Source organism: Paenibacillus cellulosilyticus (assembly GCF_003182255.1).
GTDB lineage: Bacteria > Bacillota > Bacilli > Paenibacillales > Paenibacillaceae > Paenibacillus_T > Paenibacillus_T cellulosilyticus.
Window position 1 is genome coordinate 175,213 of record NZ_QGTQ01000002.1, and the last position, 17,579, is coordinate 192,791.

General features: G+C 49.7%; 12 protein-coding genes. 4 read left to right on the forward strand and 8 right to left on the reverse strand.

Annotated features, from left to right (window positions below; all coding sequences use genetic code 11):
- Positions 1-397: 397 nt before the first annotated feature.
- Positions 398-1,954 (reverse strand): response regulator, encoded by a 1,557-nt coding sequence (locus tag DFQ01_RS03500; RefSeq protein WP_174812569.1) that lies wholly within the window; start codon positions 1,952-1,954, stop codon positions 398-400.
- Positions 1,935-3,737: a sensor histidine kinase gene (locus DFQ01_RS03505; protein WP_174812568.1), complete on the reverse strand. Its 1,803-nt coding sequence runs from the start codon at positions 3,735-3,737 to the stop codon at positions 1,935-1,937. Before DFQ01_RS03505 ends, DFQ01_RS03500 begins: the two co-directional genes overlap by 20 nt.
- Positions 3,738-4,059: 322 nt before the next feature.
- Here DFQ01_RS03505 and DFQ01_RS03510 point away from each other — a divergent pair, with 322 nt between their 5' ends.
- Positions 4,060-6,132 (forward strand): CBM35 domain-containing protein, encoded by a 2,073-nt coding sequence (locus tag DFQ01_RS03510; RefSeq protein WP_110042499.1) that lies wholly within the window; start codon positions 4,060-4,062, stop codon positions 6,130-6,132.
- 242 nt (positions 6,133-6,374) lie between these two features.
- On the opposite strand, the gene DFQ01_RS03515 is transcribed toward DFQ01_RS03510, so the two are convergent.
- On the reverse strand, positions 6,375-7,166 hold the full coding sequence (locus tag DFQ01_RS03515) for a hypothetical protein (protein WP_110042500.1): 792 nt from the start codon (positions 7,164-7,166) through the stop codon (positions 6,375-6,377).
- 184 nt (positions 7,167-7,350) lie between these two features.
- Here DFQ01_RS03515 and DFQ01_RS03520 point away from each other — a divergent pair, with 184 nt between their 5' ends.
- From DFQ01_RS03520 to DFQ01_RS03530, 3 genes are read left to right on the forward strand one after another with little or no spacing between them, the layout of a single operon-like run.
- On the forward strand, positions 7,351-8,304 hold the full coding sequence (locus DFQ01_RS03520; RefSeq protein WP_110042501.1) for a hypothetical protein: 954 nt from the start codon (positions 7,351-7,353) through the stop codon (positions 8,302-8,304).
- On the forward strand, positions 8,301-9,575 hold the full coding sequence (locus DFQ01_RS03525) for an ABC transporter ATP-binding protein (protein WP_110042502.1): 1,275 nt from the start codon (positions 8,301-8,303) through the stop codon (positions 9,573-9,575). The genes DFQ01_RS03520 and DFQ01_RS03525 overlap by 4 nt, the downstream gene beginning before the upstream one ends.
- A 6-nt stretch (positions 9,576-9,581) precedes the next feature.
- Complete coding sequence (locus tag DFQ01_RS03530) at positions 9,582-10,265, forward strand: ABC transporter ATP-binding protein (protein ID WP_110042503.1); 684 nt, start codon at positions 9,582-9,584, stop codon at positions 10,263-10,265.
- Positions 10,266-10,401: 136 nt separating this feature from the next.
- Here the strand turns inward: DFQ01_RS03530 and DFQ01_RS03535 are convergent, their stop codons facing one another.
- The 5 genes from DFQ01_RS03535 to DFQ01_RS03555 form a co-directional block, all read right to left on the reverse strand.
- A complete protein-coding gene (locus DFQ01_RS03535; protein WP_110042504.1) occupies positions 10,402-12,522 on the reverse strand; it encodes an alpha-galactosidase in 2,121 nt (706 codons plus the stop codon).
- A gap of 6 nt (positions 12,523-12,528) precedes the next feature.
- Positions 12,529-13,374: a carbohydrate ABC transporter permease gene (locus DFQ01_RS03540; protein ID WP_110042505.1), complete on the reverse strand. Its 846-nt coding sequence runs from the start codon at positions 13,372-13,374 to the stop codon at positions 12,529-12,531.
- A gap of 4 nt (positions 13,375-13,378) precedes the next feature.
- Complete coding sequence (locus DFQ01_RS03545; protein ID WP_245946504.1) at positions 13,379-14,317, reverse strand: carbohydrate ABC transporter permease; 939 nt, start codon at positions 14,315-14,317, stop codon at positions 13,379-13,381.
- Between the two features lie 134 nt (positions 14,318-14,451).
- Positions 14,452-15,774 (reverse strand): ABC transporter substrate-binding protein, encoded by a 1,323-nt coding sequence (locus DFQ01_RS03550; protein ID WP_110042506.1) that lies wholly within the window; start codon positions 15,772-15,774, stop codon positions 14,452-14,454.
- A 185-nt stretch (positions 15,775-15,959) separates the two neighbouring features.
- The gene (locus DFQ01_RS03555; protein ID WP_110042507.1) at positions 15,960-17,576 is read right to left on the reverse strand and encodes a response regulator; all 1,617 of its coding nucleotides are present in this window, start codon (positions 17,574-17,576) and stop codon (positions 15,960-15,962) included.
- Between the last annotated feature and the right edge of the window lie 3 nt (positions 17,577-17,579).

Consider the following 17,579-nt stretch of genomic DNA (forward strand, 5'->3'; position numbering starts at 1 on the left):
TGGATATATTTCATGTGACTTTATATCTATTTCGTGCATGTTCAAAAAATCCGGTTTTCAGCACCGAGAAGGCTGGATGAAAGCAGGGAATGAGGATCGGAGCGTAGTGATGTGCTACGTGAGAACCGGAAGTCTCTGCTTCATTCAGGATTCGATGCCGAATGCTCTTCCTGTGATACTTCGTGATCAAAAGCGGACTTTTTGAACTACCTCTATTAGTGCATGTTCAAAAAATCCGGTTTTCAGCACCAAGAAGGCTGGATGAAAGCAGGGAATGAGGATCGGAGCGTAGTGATGTGCTACGTGAGAACCGGAAGTCTCTGCTTCATTCAGGATTCGATGCCGAATGCTCTTCCTGTGATACTTCGTGATCAAAAGCGGACTTTTTGAACTACCTCTATCTAGCATTTAATTTCTGATACTCGCCCGGCGTCATCCCTGTCGCTTCCTTGAACACGCGGGAAAAATATTTCGGATCCGGATACCCGACCTGCTGTGCAATCTCGAACGTTCGCAGCTCGCTCCCAAGCAATAGTTCCTTCGCTTTGCGCAGCCGCAAGTCTCTTATGTACACAGAAAATGGCCGTCCGACTTCCTTGTTGAATTGGCCGCTTAGATAAGCCATCGTCACGCGAAGATTGTCGGCGATCTCATCAAGCGTAATCCCTTCGGCATACTGCTCCTGCACGATACGGACCGCCTTCTGAATCAGGAGGCTGTATACTGGCGTCTCTGCAGGAGCGTCAATGTCCAGCAGAGCCTCGCCAATTCGATTCATCGTCTGCTCGAATTGGCCAAGCGAGCGAACATCCCGCAGCGACCGCTGCCATTCACTTTGAAGCGGCTCCGGCAGCATGAATCCATGCACATCCCCCGCCAGCTTCAGCATGTAGGAAACGAACCGAATGCTGTATTCGATCGTGAGGACAGGCCCGTACTTCATATCCTTGAACTCGTTCACCATGCTGTGGAACTGCTTCTCGATGTCTTTGCTGTTTGCGGTCACAATCGCGCGGGAGCACTTGCCCTCCAGCAGCACCGGATACGGAATCTCCCGAGTTGCTACTCGGTTTACATTCTCTCGGCGAATCGCTCGCTTGCTGCCGAGCACCATCGACCATTTGGCCAACTCGAGCAGTTCCTCCATGTCCCGCTTCAGATTGGACAAGCGAAACACCTCACCAAGGCTGTACTGCACCTCTAATCCAGCTTTGCTGATTGCAGGAATAAGCCGCTCATCTACAAGCTTAGCGGCGTCGAAGTCAGCGTCCTCCGCCTGTGCGATCCCGATCAAGATGCCGCGCGAGGCAAGACCAAATACGGTACTCGTCCCAACCAACTTCCATTCCGACTCCAGCAGCGCCCGCAAGGTGGATAGTTGTTTCTCTTTATAGCTGCCATAGGAGACAACAGATAGATGAAAAGGCTGATCGTCGCGGAAGCCAAGCTTCGCTCGAATACGAGCCTCCTGCTGCTCCGCCTCTTCCCCAAGCAAGTCCATCAATCGGAGGAACATGGAATCAAGCGTCCCTGGCTCTTCTTCGACAGCCGCTTGCGCATGCTGCTGACTCTGCTGCTTCTGCTCCTCCAGATCGGCCCGCACGTTATCCAGCGCCTCGCGCAGATCGGGCACCGTAATCGGCTTCTCTAAGTAATCGCTCACGCTCATTTTCAGCGCTCGCTGCGCATATTCGAACTCGGAGTAACCGGTGAGAATAATCATTTTGTGCCGAAAACCCTTGCTCCTCAGTTGACTGAGCATCTCAAGGCCCGACATGCCAGGCATATTAATATCGGTGATGACGAGATCCGGCTTCATTTGTTCAATGACCGCCATCCCGTCTGTTCCGTTCATCGCTTCACCTACCACTTCATCTCCCGCGTCCAATCTGCCGATCAACCGAATCAGCCCTTCTCTGGAGTTGTGCTCATCTTCAACGACGACGATTCGCATCTTCTTCCTCTCCTTCCGTATCCATCGGCAGCGTAATGGTGACGACCGTTCCTTGTCCCAGCTCGCTCTGAATGTCGAGATGCCCTCGATTGCCATAGTAGCTGCGAATCCGATCCGCAACATTCCGAACCCCAAGCCCGCTGCCTGCTGCTTCGTCCTCCGATTGATGTTCCGATAAGAGCGTCTTCCGTTTGTCCTCCGGCATCCCCACGCCATTATCCTCAATTCGAATCATCAATTGTTTCGTATCCAGCTCCTTCACGACGATGCGAAGCAGCCCGCCGCTGTTCACACCGTAGAAGCCATGAATGATCGCATTCTCGATGAACGGCTGGAACGTCAGCTTGTGAACGGGGCAATGGTGCAGATGCTCTGGACATTCCACCTCGCAATTAAAGGATGAACGGAACCGATGCTGCTGAAGATAAACGTACGAGTTCATCCACTTCAGTTCCTCCCGCAGCGTAACGCGCTTATTGCTGTCCTTCACGCTGTACCGGAGAATTTGCGCCAGTTCCTTCAGCATTTGGCTGATCTGATACTCTTCCTTCTCGATGGCCATCCAGTTGATTGAATCAAGCGTATTGTATAAAAAATGCGGATTGATCTGCGCCTCCAGCGCTCTGATCTCCGCTTCCTTCTGCTTCTCTATGGCAGACTTCGACTCATTCATCAGCTCGCTTACCTTCAGCATCATCTTATTAAAGCTGAGGGCGATGACGGACAAGTCGTCGTGCGCCGTGCCTTCCACCTGGACATCAAGCGTTCCGTGCTGCGCGGTCCGCATCGCTTTCAGAATGCGCCGGATTGAACGGGTTAAGCGCCCGGAGAAAATCGTAATAAGAATAACCGTCAAGACTGCCGCTGATAGGCCGAAATAGAGGGTCAGATGCTGCATCGCGTACATTTCTTTGAACAGTTGATTCTGGTCGACGAGGTTATTCACCCATAGTTTGCTCGACATGTTGTAGTACGTGTTCAGAATGGTAGAGTCCGTGACGATGTCGTTCACATTCAGGCCAATCTGAGACTTATCGGGCGAGGAAACGATGATGCCGGACTTATCCGTTAGAAAATTCCGCTTGTTCAGCCGTGGCGAATCATTGGCGGTACTTGGTTCCTCCAGATTAATGGCCTGTGCGAGCACCGACTCGTACACCGTAATGACCGCCACACCTATTGGCTCTAAGCTAGCCACATTGAGGTCGCTTAGTTGTCTAGCAAGATGGAAGCCGTACTGCTCGTTGTTATTGATCGTGTCGATCTTGAGCGGCGGTGTAATGACCGGCTGCCCTTTCCCATCAATAGCCTTCTGGTAGATTGGAAGATGGATCAGGTCTTTCACGCTGGACCACATATTATCGTAGGGAGAGCCCGTCTGCCGGTCGTAGGTAATAAGCGTATTATTAGAAGTAAAAATCGCAATGCTGCGAATCCCTTCTTTGGCATACGAATACCGCGACAAAATGTTAATGAGCTTCCTCCTGCTAAACTCTGGTGACTCTGCCGTTGGGTCGTTGATCTCTTTCACTAGACTCATGACGTTATCGTCGGTGAACACTTGGAATAGCAAATCCTCATAGTCTTGCATCGAAGTGTCGAGATTCTTGGACGTTTGCAGCAGATTCACGTTGATCAAATCATTCATATTCGTCTTCATAGCGACCGTCGACGTGTAGTATGACATCATCTCCACGGCGAGCATCGGCAGCAGACTGACTAGCAGGAAGGTAACGAGCAATTTATTGCGGAAGCTGATGCCTTTCTTGAACGGCTTATCCATGCGCTTCTTCCCTTTCTTTTGCATCTTTGCCTATTAATCATACGATAGGACGTGGATCGTGAAAGCGTTTTTATGGTGGAAATATTATAGAAAAGTGGACATTTATTAGATGGATTTGCAGCGAATATGAAATCCTCGGATTTATTGGACTTTCGTGCAGCATCGAATATAAATATTTCCACCTATCGTAAATCATTAGAATGGAACATTCCCCCGTTTCGGATTAGCGTATTGGCTGAAGGGAGGAGATTGAACACGCTTTCAAGAGGAAGCAAGCAACTGCTATACAGATGCAATAAACGAACTAATAGGAGGTTTACTAATGAGTCCATTCGTGGCTAAGAAAACGATGAAAAAAGCGATGTTATTCGGTATGCTGACCGCGCTTGGCGGCAGCTTGATCGGTGTCTCCCCCGCTTATGCTGCTACGGCGATGACCGTCGATCTATCGAGCGTTATTGGGCCCGTCACGCATAGCGCTGCTGGCTCGCTATACGGTGTCATCGAGAGTCAGCCGGATAACAACCTGATACTCCCGCTGCATGCCAAAGCGTTCAACAACCCAGCCGTTAGCGGCTATCAGCAGCCTTGGGGCGCTGCCATTCCAGTCGCACAGAAGCTCGCTGGCACGGGCAGCCAAGTATCCATTCGCTTAGCCGATTGGTTCACAGGCTGGTACGACTATTCGAACCTAACCGACTGGTTCAACAAGCTGACGACAACGGTTAACGCTGTGAAATCGGCTGGTCTTACGAATGTGTACGGCTATGAGCTGTGGAACGAGCCGGATGGTACGTGGAAAGGCAAATATGTCGGCGGACTCGATTACAGCGACAGCTATGTACAATTTACCGTTAATGCGCCTTCGACCAAAGCGTATACGATGACGATCCGATATGCGAACGGCTCGGGCGCAAGCTCAACACACAGCTTAAGCGTCAATGGCGGCAGCGCATCGACCGTTACATATGCGAACACGGGCGGCTACTTCGGTACGGGCAGCGCTGCTTCGTTGAATGTGACTGTTAATTTGAATGCAGGCAGCAACACGATCCGATTAACCAAAGGTTCAACTGGCTACGCCGAAATCGACTATATCGATATCGCAGGCGCGAGCCCTGTACGCTATGAAGCGGAGAATGCAACGGTTAATCATGCAACCGTTTACAGTTCGGGTTATGCCTCCTCGGATTCGAGCGGCAACCTGACGTTCCGCGAGTTCTTCAGCCAAACGTACACGAAGCTGAAGCAGCTCGACTCGACGGCAAAGGCGATTGGCCCTGAGTTCGCTGGCTATAGCCATAATGCAATGCTCGACTTCATGACCTATCAGAAATCGCAAAACACCGTTCCGGATATTAGCGGCTGGCATCAGCTCGGCGGCGAGAATTTTACAGCCAACTTCAATGATTATCGCGCTATCGAGAGCTCACTAGGGATATCGGCAAGACCGATCTCCATCAATGAGTACAGCGGAGCAGCATGGTTGAATGATGAAGGCAGACCGGGCGCTGTTGCTCCGCTCATCGCGAAGTTCGAGCGTCTGAAGGTCGATACGGCGATGCAGAGCTACTGGGATGTGCCGAATCCCGGACGGCTCGGCAGCCTCCTCTCCAGCTCCACTCAACGCAATGGCGGCTGGTGGTTCTACAAGTGGTACGGTGATATGACGGGCAACATGGTTTCCGTCACGCCTCCGGACGTAAACAGTGTGACAAGTCTCGACGGCTTCGCGAATGTGGACTCGTCGCGGCAATATGCAAGCGTACTGTTCGGCGGCATTACCGATGGTACCGTCAATGCGGTCATCAAGAACTTCCCGTCGTTCTTCGGCTCGAACGGCAGCAAAGTGCATGTACGCGTCGACTGGACGCCTTTCGTCAGCAGATCGACCGCGGTGAACACGACAAATACGCTGCTTGAGGGCGACTACACGATCGCCAACAACCAGATCACTGTTTCGATGAGCGGCCTGTACAACAACGACGGCTACCGGATCTACATTACGCCTTATGGTCAGGCAACGAACGTATATGAGGCGGAGTATGCAGCGGTCAACCACTCGAATATCGCTTCGAGTACCAATGCATCCGGCGGCAAGTATGTTGCGCAGATGGACTATAGCGACAGCTACGTCGACTTCTACGTGAAAGTGGCAACTACGAAGACGTACACGATGACGATCCGCTACGCGAACGGCGGCGGTGCCAACGCGACGCAAGGTATCGCGTATAATGGCGGCCCCTGGGGGACGGTCACCTATCCAGCCACCGCAGGATGGGGCCAGTTCAGCACGGTGAACGTGAACGTCAACCTGACCGCGGGCGATAACATCATTCGCCTGGCGAAGGGTACGACGGGGTATGCGGAGCTGGATAGTGTTACGTTGAACTAGTTTGTTGGTATGGAATGCAACAAAGCCCTCACTGTGAGGGCTTTGTTCGTTATGGGTGGACAGTCAGGAGCCGCCGCGGTTGTTCGAACACGTCTAACGGTCGCCACAGGGGCTATTTTGCTGAAAAAGGAAGGTGGCCTCGCGTAACGGTTGCCATAGAACCTATTGAGTCAAATTCGCTCTGTTACGCTTGATAACCAGCCAATAAGCCCCACTGTAACCGTTACAGTTCTGAAAGGGGCTTATGGGGTCGGATAAGCGCTGTGGCAACCGTAAGCGGAGTTGTTGATGGCAGCATCCGCAACGATCTTATACGTGCCGTTCTCCTCAATCCGTACCAATGTTTGATGATCACTGGTCTTTTCCATTGGAGCATATTTTCCATTCGGCTTCGTGACATGCTGCCCCGTTGCTCCCCCATTTCCAACGCCTTGCGTATCCCAAACAATCTTGAACCTTAGAATCTGACCTTTCTGTACATGGACGGGTATCTCTTTCGATCCATTGAAATAATCAAATGTCGCTTCATACGTATTGAGCGCACTCTGCGTATACGTTTCCTTCCAGTTTACTTGTCGATCCATCGCGCTTACATTCATCCACACGAACAAAATAATAGGCAAAGCAAATGCGAATATATAACTATGCCATTGCATCTTTTTGAAAATGAATGTACCCCAGTAATACACCAACGCGAACACAACTCCAAAAGCCCCGACGAAGACAAACGCTGCAAATGAATTGTATTTCAAGCTATACGAAAAGTAGGCCAGACCAAAGAAAATATAGAGGGCCGCCTTTATCGGTTCTCTATTCCGTGAAACATACTTGAGAATGAGGTCAATGACTAGTGAGGACGAAATTCCGTATAAATAGATGATGGGCCAAATCTTCAATTCTTGCATTGAACCAAACGATTGATACCAATCACCTGTCATGGTCAAACAAAAGAACCAGAAGAACACAACAGTAAACCCCGCCGAAGCAAGCTTCATAAGTAAATACGATTGTACGTTTCGCTGTGTTTGATTCATCGCAAGCCTCCTCCACCTACCATAAGCTACTAACTGCAAGTATGTGTGGAATTGTGCAATGGGTCCAATCCATTTCTCTTTTCATAAGTATAAATTTTCCTTTTCGATCGACAGGAAACATTTTACAAGTGTATATCGTTATTAGTATGTATATACCAAATCTTTGTGGCGCAGGAGCACCGATATGAAGCTCAACATTAAAACCAAACTCTATCAAACGAATTACATTCTGATTCTCATTTGTTTCTTATCGATTGTAACTTCCTGGCTTATCTCCTATTTCGACTACGTCAACATGGTGAATAACGGTTATATAAACAAGAAATCAATTTCGTTTCGGCTGGAGGAAATGAACAAACCCTTCAACCCCAATCTATCTGGTTATATCTTAATGCAATACGATAACGAACGATTAAGTCCCAAATATGTTTATATAAACGGAGATGTGAAACTCCCCCCAATTATTAAAAACAATAACTTTAATATAGATAAGGATATAGATAGCCATGCAGCGATCGTTGGCGCATCTGCATCAATTGAATCAATTCCAAACGGATATACAATTACGGGTACTTTTGATACCTCTCATTCGTACCGGTTGTCTTCCGACATATGGCTATTAAGTAGAATTGAAGAACTCCATTTGGACAAAGGCCATTATTTTATATTCACTTCTCCATCATCAAGTCCAGAGGACAAGCTTAGTGCATTAATGAACGGGAATCCGTATGAGGTTTTATCCATGCAAAACTATGGCACCTACTCGCTAGCGTCAAATTCGTTATTCCAGAACATTTTATGGGCGCTGTATCTATTTTTTCTTTTGATTGCGCTGGCACACACTATTAATGGGCATAGAAAAGACGGCAAACTGATTACCGTGCTTTATTATTCCGGGTTTTCTACCTATCGACTGATATGGATCATGATTAAACTTCGACTCTTTTCCTTTATGTTGATTTCAATATTCTTAGTGATCTCATGCGTTCTATTAAACCGCTATATATACAGCCTCTGGGATACTTCATGGCTGCTCTATTCCTTCTGTTTTATTGGCTTTCAGTCTCTTTCTATAATCATTGCATCGATAAGCACAAGCTGCCAATATTCTGTCAAAAAAGAGGGTCATCGTTTTTGAGGCTATCCGAAATACTCTTTAAACAATCTCGAATGCTGTACTTCGCAGTCTTCTTAGTCTCTCTCTTATTTTTTTCGATGGTACTTGTGTTATTAATCAATGTTAAGCAAGCGAATCTCGAAACTCATTCAACGAACAACTTTAAGGGGAAAAATTTATATCAGTTATCAGACAACCTCTATAACGATAGAGAAACCGCGTATTTTTCTAACAGTAACAGCTATACGATTCTAAGAGATTTCTCGAATCAGTTAGCACAGAACACTTCCTTGAACTATTACAATTCAATCTGGCAACCAATCGAAATAGCTGACTTCAAAGGCGATGTCCATTTCGATGCCTATTACGAGAATGGTTCCAATCAACAGCCCTATGAAGTGAAAGGCAAGACTTATCGCGCCATTAAATCTCTTCAACTCAACGCAAAGGTATTTGAGCTGAATCATATTGAAGCAGAAGAAGGAACTCTCTTCTCCAACAATGATTTTATATTTAGCAACGATGATAGCAGCAGTATCCCTGTTTTACTTGGTTCGGATTATGCGGGCATTTATAAACCTGGCGATACAATACATATTCTATATTACCAGCGGCCTTACACGGGTAATGTGGTTGGAATCTTATCCCCCTCTCAGAAAATTATTACTGCCAATGATCCTGAACGATTACTAGATCGATATATCGTTCTGCCGTCCATGTCTTTCGATAACCATGTAAATGTACAAGCAGGAAGAATCTTCTTCAAAGCATCATTATTAAGCAAAATAAACGGAATCATTATTACTGATTTAAGTCCGATTGAATTAAATAAAGTAATGTCAACGATCTCAAACGAAACCCATTTTAATGATTTTGATATTATCGGCGCTAATAGCATTGCCATCAAACTGCTAATCAATATGACAGAAGCGAATAGAAGCTTACTATTAATAACTGCTGCAATATCCATGATCGTTGTGTTACTTCTCTTCTTGTGGATCATTTCTGTTGTAATCCGAAGCAATAGCAGTGTATACAAAGTGTTCTTAATTTCCGGTGCAAGCTTTGATCAATTATATGCTAGTACCCGAAATCAGTTCTTATTATGGGTGGGAATAAGCAGCTTCTTGCCATTATTCCCCCTTCTTATCCTTGTAAGCAATCCGCTTTATTTTGTAATAAACTACCTACTGATCGATGTGGTTTTGTGTGCATGCTTTGTTATAGCCATACATCTATTTATTAAACGTACGTTCACACGACTTAATATTGTTCAGCAATTGAAAGGATGATTGGATTTGTCTCTCACTCTAATTAATGTGAAGAAACAGTATAACAATGTGCTTTTATTCGATCATGTATCGCTAAAAGCCAATCCTGGTGAGATTATTGCGTTGAAAGGAAAAAGCGGAACCGGAAAAAGCACCCTACTAAACATTATTGCAGGATTGGAGAAGCCTTCATCAGGCGAAATCCTACTGAACGAACTTTCTTTTTCCGAAAAAAGCGTACATGAGTTAAGCAGGGTACGTAGAGAATACATCGGTTACATCTCACAGCACACGCCATTAATACCGAAACTAACGGTACTCGACAATATTACAATCCCTTTGCATTTCATTAAGAAGTCCGAAGTCAACAAAGAAATCATGGCGCGGATTGATGAATATGCTGCCTTGTTAGAGATAAAAAACTTATATGATAACAAAATCGAACAATTATCAGGCGGAGAGCAGCAGAGGGTCGGTATCATTCGTGCTTTACTCCATAATCCCAATTTAGTTGTTGCTGATGAACCAACAGCCTCATTGGATGATGAGACTTCGGCATTGGTCTTCGAATGCTTTAACCATCTCAAATCCAAAGGTGCAATCATACTGCTAAGCACCCATCATGCTGCCATAGCTGCAAAATGTGATTCCATCTATTTATTAACGCCGGATGGATTGGTATTGGAGAGCCCCGAGATCTCAGATTTATAAAATCAGACTCATGTACTTTAAATAGAAACTCAGAAATCAGTATTATATTCTAAACACAAAGAAAGTGGATCATAGGTTTTATGATCCACTTTCTTTGTGTTTTGTTATCTATCATTACTCTTGATCGTTCGTAATCTCACTTCTTCCTCACCTCAAAAATCCTCGCCGTCTTGCGCTCGTGGAGCTGGACGGACAACGATCCGTCCTCGCGGTTCCAGCCCCATTGGGCTGGACCTTCGGATGGATACACAAGTGCCACCTCAGCATCGGTCTGCTTCCACTCTACCGGCAGAGGCAGGACGCAGGTTGGCGATTCGCCCTCCAGCCGCCAGACGGCGAGGAGCAGGCCTTCGTCGTCGGTCAAGCCGAACGACATCCAGCCGTTGTTGAAGCGCGGCATGCCAAGCGGCCACACGGGGCGAGCGAATGGAATGCGCTCGCGGTATGTTTTGTACGCCGCTATGCCTTCCGCTACCAGGTCGAAGCTGTTCTGCGCAATCTCTGCAAGGTGTCCGCTCTGGTGGATACGCAGCAGCATGCTGTTGACCATGTTGAAAATAACCTCTTCGCGGTCTCCTGCCTGCAGCGGATACGACCAGACCGCGCACTGTTCAGGCGTTACGAGCGACGATGACGCAGCCGCGATAACGCCATTCTTCACATAGTTCGTTTGATCGCTGCTCGATTGAATGCTGTGACGGCTGAGCAGCGCATAGTCGAGACGCATGCCGCCGCTGCCGCAGTTCTCGATGATGAGCCCCGCATGTCGAGCGAACACCGCATCGAGCCAATCCAAGTAAGCGCGATTATGCTCCAACAGCCCGTCTCCGAAGCTGTCTGCCCCAACCTCCGTGCCGATGCCCGCATTGATGTTGTAATCCATCTTGATGTAGCCTGCACCATACTCACCGACAACGCGGTCAATGACGGAATCGGCATACGCGCGTACATCTGGATTGCGGAAGTCGAGCTGATACCGACCGTGGTCGATGACCCGCTTCCCGTGCCGCATGAAGAACCAATCGTCCGGCAGCTTGTCCGCGAGCGGGCAGTTGATGCCCATGACCTCGATCTCCAGCCATAGCCCCGGCACCATGTCCTTGGCGCGAATATAGTTCAGCACTTGTTCGATTCCGCCTGGGAACCGAGCCTTAGATGGCAGCCACTCGCCGACGCCATCCCACCACTCCCCGTCCGAATACCAGCCGCAATCGATACAGTAAATTTCGCAGCCCGCTGCAGCGGCGGCATCAATGAGCGGCAGCAGCTTCTCGGTCGTCGGATCGCCGAACAGACAGTTCATATAGTCGTTGAAAATAACCGGCAGCTTCACATTATCTTCATGGAAGCGGCGAATGCGGCGGCGATACTCATTCATCAGCACCACTGCGGCATCTAAGCCTCCCGCAGCGACTCCAACGCAAGCTGGCACGGACTCGAATACCTCGCCCGGCTGAAGCTCCTTCCACCAGCCATGCTCCGCATCGGTTGGTCCACTCAGCTGGACGTACAGCTGCCCCGTCATATCGCTCATTTCCCAATGCCACGAGCCATTATGCTCAATCTGCCATACCAGTCCAGTGCCCGTCTCGACGTTAGCCGCATACCCCATCGGCGCATACTGCGACGACGACCAAGTACCCGTCGAACTGTACGACAGACGTTTCATCGAGAACTCGTTCACCTCATGGAAGCCAAGCTCCGACAGCCGGTACGTATGCCACTGCGCCTCGCCATACCACGTATTATGCGGAATGCTGAGCCGAATCTTCTCTTCCCGCGTGCCAAGCCCGCCCATGTCGATGCCCGTAAGCGCGAAGGAAGACACATACTCGAGGCCGATCGGCTCCGAGCCGCCATGCTCAAGCTCTGTCCTTGTCCGAATGACCGACAGGCCATTGTAGAACTGCATTACGCTGCGAACCTCGAGCCCCGTTGCATCATCAACCAGATGCCACACCAGTCGCCGACCGACTTCTCCATCCACCTCCGAAGAAGCGAGGTCCTCCAGCTTCACGAGCCGAAGCCGTTTGCCTGGCGTCGTGCCCGTATGCTTGGAGCCATGATGGTCATTATGGTTCTCGCCGCTCGCGTGCACTTCGACCAGACGGAACTTGGCCCGCTTCTTGTCCGGCCACTGCTCATATTCGGCTCCAGCTTCAGTGAGGCCCATATATAAAAACCGGACGTCGCCGGTTTCCGTAATCTCGAATAACAGATGCAGGCCGTTCTCTTCGATACGAATCCATTCGCTCATTGCACGTTACCCCTTTACAGCGCCGGCAGTCATGCCTTCTACCAGGAATTTTTGCAGGAATACAAACAAGATGACAATCGGCAGAACGCTCAGTACGGAGGATGCCATCAGGCTGCCCCAATCCGTCTGATACAGCCCCTTGAACAAGCTGATGCCCGGCGTAAGCGTCCGATGCGCCTCATCGTTAATGAAGACGAAGCCGAACATAAATTCATTCCACGCGTTAAGAAAAGCGAACAGCGACGTCGCCACAAGGCTCGGCAGCGACACCGGCAGCAGAATGCGGAAGATGATGCCCACTCGCGTGCAGCCGTCGATCTCAGCCGATTCCTCCATCTCGATTGGAATGGAATCGAAGAAGCTCTTCATCATGAACGTGCACAGCGGCACCGTGAAGGTCGTGTAGGCCAGAATCAAGGACGCATACGTGTTGATAAGCCCCAGGTTTTTCATAACCAAGTACAAAGGAATAAGCAGCAGCACGCCCGGAATCATCTGCGACAGCAGCATCGCGACGCTGAACAGCTTAACGCCCCGGAAGCGGCCGTATCGGCTCAGCGCATAACCGGTGAAGATCGAGATGAGCAGCGATGCGACCGTCGTGATGGAAGCGATCATTAAGCTATTTTTGAAAAAGGTAAGGAACTTCGAGTTATTCAACACGTTGTCGAAATGCTTAAACGTCGGCGTCGAAATCCAGAAGGACGGATCGACCGTGCGGATCTCTGCATCCGGTTTGAGCGAAGTAACGACCATCCATAGGAACGGGAACAGGCAATAGACCGAGAATCCAAGCAGGACGACGTAGGTCAGTATCGTGAGAAAACGTTGTTTGCCGCGGCTGATCAGCATGGGATCACCTCCTATTTTTCTTAACCGTCATCATGTAGTAAATTACGAAGCAAGCCATCATGAAGCCCAGCATCAACGATGCGAGTGCGGATGCATTACCGAAGTTGTAATCTTGCATCGCGTAGCGATAAATCATAATCGGAAGCGTCTCCGACGAATACAGCGGACCGCCCTCTGTCATAACCCAGATGAAGTCGAAGTTGATGGCCGTCCAGATCACGTGGATAAAAATCATCGTAAGCGATACCGTCTTCAGCTGCGGCAGTACGATGTAGAAGAAACGTTTGCGTACGCCTGCGCCGTCGATTGCGGCCGCCTCTACGATGTCACGGGATACGGATTGCAGCCCTGCGAGCAGGCTAATCGTGAAGAACGGGAAGCTCCGCCAGATGTTAACGAAGACGACCGTCAGCAATGCCGTGTCGAGCTCACCTAGCCAGTAGACCGGTTCATCGAGGATGTGCAGTTTCACCAACCACAGGTTGATAATGCCGTAGTCCGGCGTCAGCATCCACGTCCACGTCAGACCTGCGACGACGATTGGAACGACCCAAGGTACGATAATAATCGCGCGGAAGACCGTTCTGCCTTTAATTTTCTGATTCAATGCAAAAGCCGAGATCAATCCGAGCACGTACTCGCCCGCTACCGAGAGCACCGTCCACACGACCGTGTTCCACAATGCCTTGCGGAAATATTCGTTGTGAATGACTTCCGTATAGTTCGCTAGACCAGCCCAGCCGCTAAGCGCTTTGTTCATCAGGTTCTTATATTGGAAGCTGTCCCAGAGCACCGTCACTAACGGATAAGCATTCATCGCAAGGAAGAACAGTACGGCAGGGAGCACGAATAGATAAGCGACTCTCTTAATCCTCTTCTCTCTAAGCGTCATGCCGAACTTGCGTTTGATCTTGGTAGGACGCTCCAGCTCTAGTTGTCTCATCTATCATTCTCACTCCATTTCCTTAAGGTACACATAATGAGCGAACTACCTTTAAAGGTATAAAAAACAAGCATGGGACTCGAAGCGCTTAGGCCTGCCGCCTCCGCCCATGCTTGTTCATTCAACGTTTGAAGTTAGCTAGCGCTTAGCTCACCTGTTTTCTTCAAGCTGTCATTGATAGCGCCCGACAACCATTTCGCAACATCTTCAGGTGAATCGTTCTTCAACATCGCACGTGCAAGCGAATCTTCCATCGCCTTCGTGATGCCGCCGAGCGATACCGCTGGGAATACGACGCCTTGCTCTGCAAGAGCCATGAAGTCTTTGCCCCAGCCGCTGTCGACTTGTTGGTCGCTGCGTGCGCTCTTGCCTGGGTTGACCACTTGCTGATAATCAGCACCAAGCAGGAACGATGCAAGCTCCCAAGCTTGATCCGGATGCTCCGATTTGTACACATACAGCGGAGCGATCTCCATGAACGTAGCTGGCGTCGCTTTGGAAGGAGGCGCTGCGACCTTCACGTCCTTCATGCCATCTGGATTCTCGGAGCTGCGTCCTTCGATCCACATGCCGTCCACAACCATCGCATACTGCGCGAGTACGAAGTTCTGGTCTTCTTCTTCCCAACCCCATGTCTTCGCGTCAGCTTTGATCGTCTTCGAGGACAACAGATCTTGATAGAACTTGAACACCTCAGCAGCTTTAGCTAGTTGATCGGGATTGTCCTGCCACGTATTCTTGTATTTGCCGTCCGCTTGTTTGTCCGCAAGGGTAAGGCCGTTCTGAGCCAGGTACATGATCAATTCCTGCGGCGAACGTACACCTGCGCCGGCGATGCCAAATGCTTCTTTACCCGTCTTCTCTTTGATCGTTGCGCCGGCTGCAATCAGCTCATCCCACGTTTTCGGCGGTTCCGTCAGTCCAGCTGCCTTCAGGATATCCTCATGGTAGAGCAGTGCGCGAATACCTAAGTAGTTCGGCAGTGCTTTCACTTTGCCATCGATCGTCAATGCTTCCATTACGTTCGGGTAGATGTTGCCTTTGTCTGCCCATTTATCCACATAAGGCGTCAGGTCAGCCAGCGCGTCCATGTTGTTCAACTCGCCGAACCATTCGGAGAGGCCCCAGCTTAAGTCTGGCGTATCGCCTGCATTGATTGCAGCTACCAGCTTGTCGTGCATAACATCGTATGAAATGACTTGCAGATTCACGTCGATATCCGCGTGAGCGTCATCAAATTCTTTGACCTTGGCTTGGATATTCTTACCTTCATCGGTGCTTGGATCAAGCGCTGCCCAGAAGTCGAGCTTCACGGTTTCTTGTTTGGTCGTCGTCGTTGAACCTTCCGTCGATGTGCTCTCTTTGCTCGTGCTATCGTCGCTGCTGCCGCATGCTGAAAGCGCGGTGGTTAGCAGTACAGCAGCAGTTAATGCACTCATTCTCTTTGTAGCTTTCATATGAACCCCTCCGTGTTACGTATTGTGCTTACATGTCTCATTATAGGAGCCGACTGCGATCGTCGGAATGCGGTCAAATTCACGTTCATGTCGAAAATATTCAGGTTACCCTGTTGGCAACAACATAGAAGGCGGAGCCTGTTCAGATCGATACAGATCGCAGGCTCCACCTCATAGTTGATACCTTATTCGGCTTGATGTCGGGCGAACTGCCGGTATTCCGTCGGCTTCATCCCCGTATGCTTGCGGAACACTTGGCTGAAATACCGCTGATCGGAATAGCCGACATAGTCGGCGATTTCGTATGTCTTCAGCTCGCTTTGCTCCAGCAGCCGCTTCGAATGCTCCATGCGCATTGCGGTCAGATATTCGACAAAGCTCTCTCCGATCGTGCTTTTGAATAGGGAACAGAAGTAGTTTTTGTTCATATAGAACTTCTGGGCAATATCATCAAGCGTCACATCGCGATAATTCAAGTCGATATACTGCTTCACAACCTCCATCAGCTGCCGTCCATTCTTCATCCTCGTTGCTGACGACGCTTTAATCAATCGATCTTGAAGCAATGTACGGATCGCCTGGCGTGCTTGCTCGGTGCGCACTTCTTGAATGCAGGTTCTCGCTTCGTTCAACTGCTGCAGCGCAGTTTCATCATGACCGCCGGCAAACTCCAGCTTCGCCAGCAGCTCGGAAGCTGCCTTCTTCCACTCCGTCGCGCTCATCTTCGCCAGCATGGCGCTGCTGAATGCTTCGTTGAGCTTATCGAGCAGAAGCCCTTCCTCGCGAAGCGCGCCTGTTCCGAGGAACATGTCCAGCAGCATATTCACTTCCTGCCAGCTCTCGATTGGCTTCACATGGTTAGCTGCTGCTGACGTGGCTTGACCGTAGATAGCGACGGTTTCCTCGCCGCCTAGCCGCAGCGATTCCAACGCTTGCACCGCTTCAGCGTAGGCTGCAGCCAGCTTGCTGATGCGCTGCTTCGGCGCGCTTGCTCCGATCTTGAGCCGAACGCGCAAATACCGCTCCGCCGAGCTTCGCAGCTTATCTAGATCGGACGCTAGCCATTCGATCGGCCGTGCCTGATGAGAGAGCAGAATGACGAACTCCGCCGCCTTCTGAAGATTGCGGAAGACAAGCGTCTGCTTGCCGACCGTCTCCTGAATCATGTTCCGCGCAGCGAACAAGAACGTGTTCCGGTCCCCGCCGTATCGCTGCTGAATCTGCTCGTCTGCTTCTAATATTTTGACAACGATCGTTGTATAACGTCCATCCGGCAGTGCAATCATGAGCTGCTCTGCCCGGACATACAGCTCGTTCTCATCAAGCTGGCCGGTAACGGCCGCCTGCATGAACAGCTCGTCGTGCATGAGCACGAGCCCCTGATTCAGCACCGCCTTCTCATTAATCCGGTCCGATTGGGATTGATGCTCTTGACGCAACTCATCGACAGCGCGGCCTAATACCGTCAGCAGCTCCGCCTCCTTAATCGGCTTAAGCAAATAATCATAGGCGTCCCGCTTGAAGGCGGTTCGCGTATAGTCGAAATCGCCATAGCCGCTCAACACGATCACTTTGGCCGGATGGTTCGACTCTTGAAGCCACTCCAGAAGCCCAAGTCCATCCATCATCGGCATGCGAATGTCAGTCACAATAATATTGGGCATAAGCTGCTCCGCCAGTCTTCTTGCATCTTCTCCATCATAAGCATGGCCAACGATTTGCCACCCAAGCTGCTCCCAAGGAATCAATGCGGTCAGCTGCTCATGTACCGTCCGTTCATCATCTACGATAAGAAATCGCATCCT

Bases quoted from the DNA above. Each gene is read 5' to 3' on its own strand.
- DFQ01_RS03535 (WP_110042504.1), bottom strand. From the start codon at position 12,522: ATGAGCGAATGGATTCGTATCGAAGAGAACGGCCTGCATCTGTTATTC.
- DFQ01_RS03540 (WP_110042505.1), bottom strand. From the start codon at position 13,374: ATGCTGATCAGCCGCGGCAAACAACGTTTTCTCACGATACTGACCTAC.
- DFQ01_RS03500 (WP_174812569.1), bottom strand. From the start codon at position 1,954: ATGCGAATCGTCGTCGTTGAAGATGAGCACAACTCCAGAGAAGGGCTG.
- DFQ01_RS03555 (WP_110042507.1), bottom strand. From the start codon at position 17,576: ATGCGATTTCTTATCGTAGATGATGAACGGACGGTACATGAGCAGCTG.
- DFQ01_RS03510 (WP_110042499.1), top strand. From the start codon at position 4,060: ATGAGTCCATTCGTGGCTAAGAAAACGATGAAAAAAGCGATGTTATTC.
- DFQ01_RS03520 (WP_110042501.1), top strand. From the start codon at position 7,351: ATGAAGCTCAACATTAAAACCAAACTCTATCAAACGAATTACATTCTG.
- DFQ01_RS03550 (WP_110042506.1), bottom strand. From the start codon at position 15,774: ATGAAAGCTACAAAGAGAATGAGTGCATTAACTGCTGCTGTACTGCTA.
- DFQ01_RS03515 (WP_110042500.1), bottom strand. From the start codon at position 7,166: ATGAATCAAACACAGCGAAACGTACAATCGTATTTACTTATGAAGCTT.
- DFQ01_RS03505 (WP_174812568.1), bottom strand. From the start codon at position 3,737: ATGGATAAGCCGTTCAAGAAAGGCATCAGCTTCCGCAATAAATTGCTC.
- DFQ01_RS03545 (WP_245946504.1), bottom strand. From the start codon at position 14,317: ATGAGACAACTAGAGCTGGAGCGTCCTACCAAGATCAAACGCAAGTTC.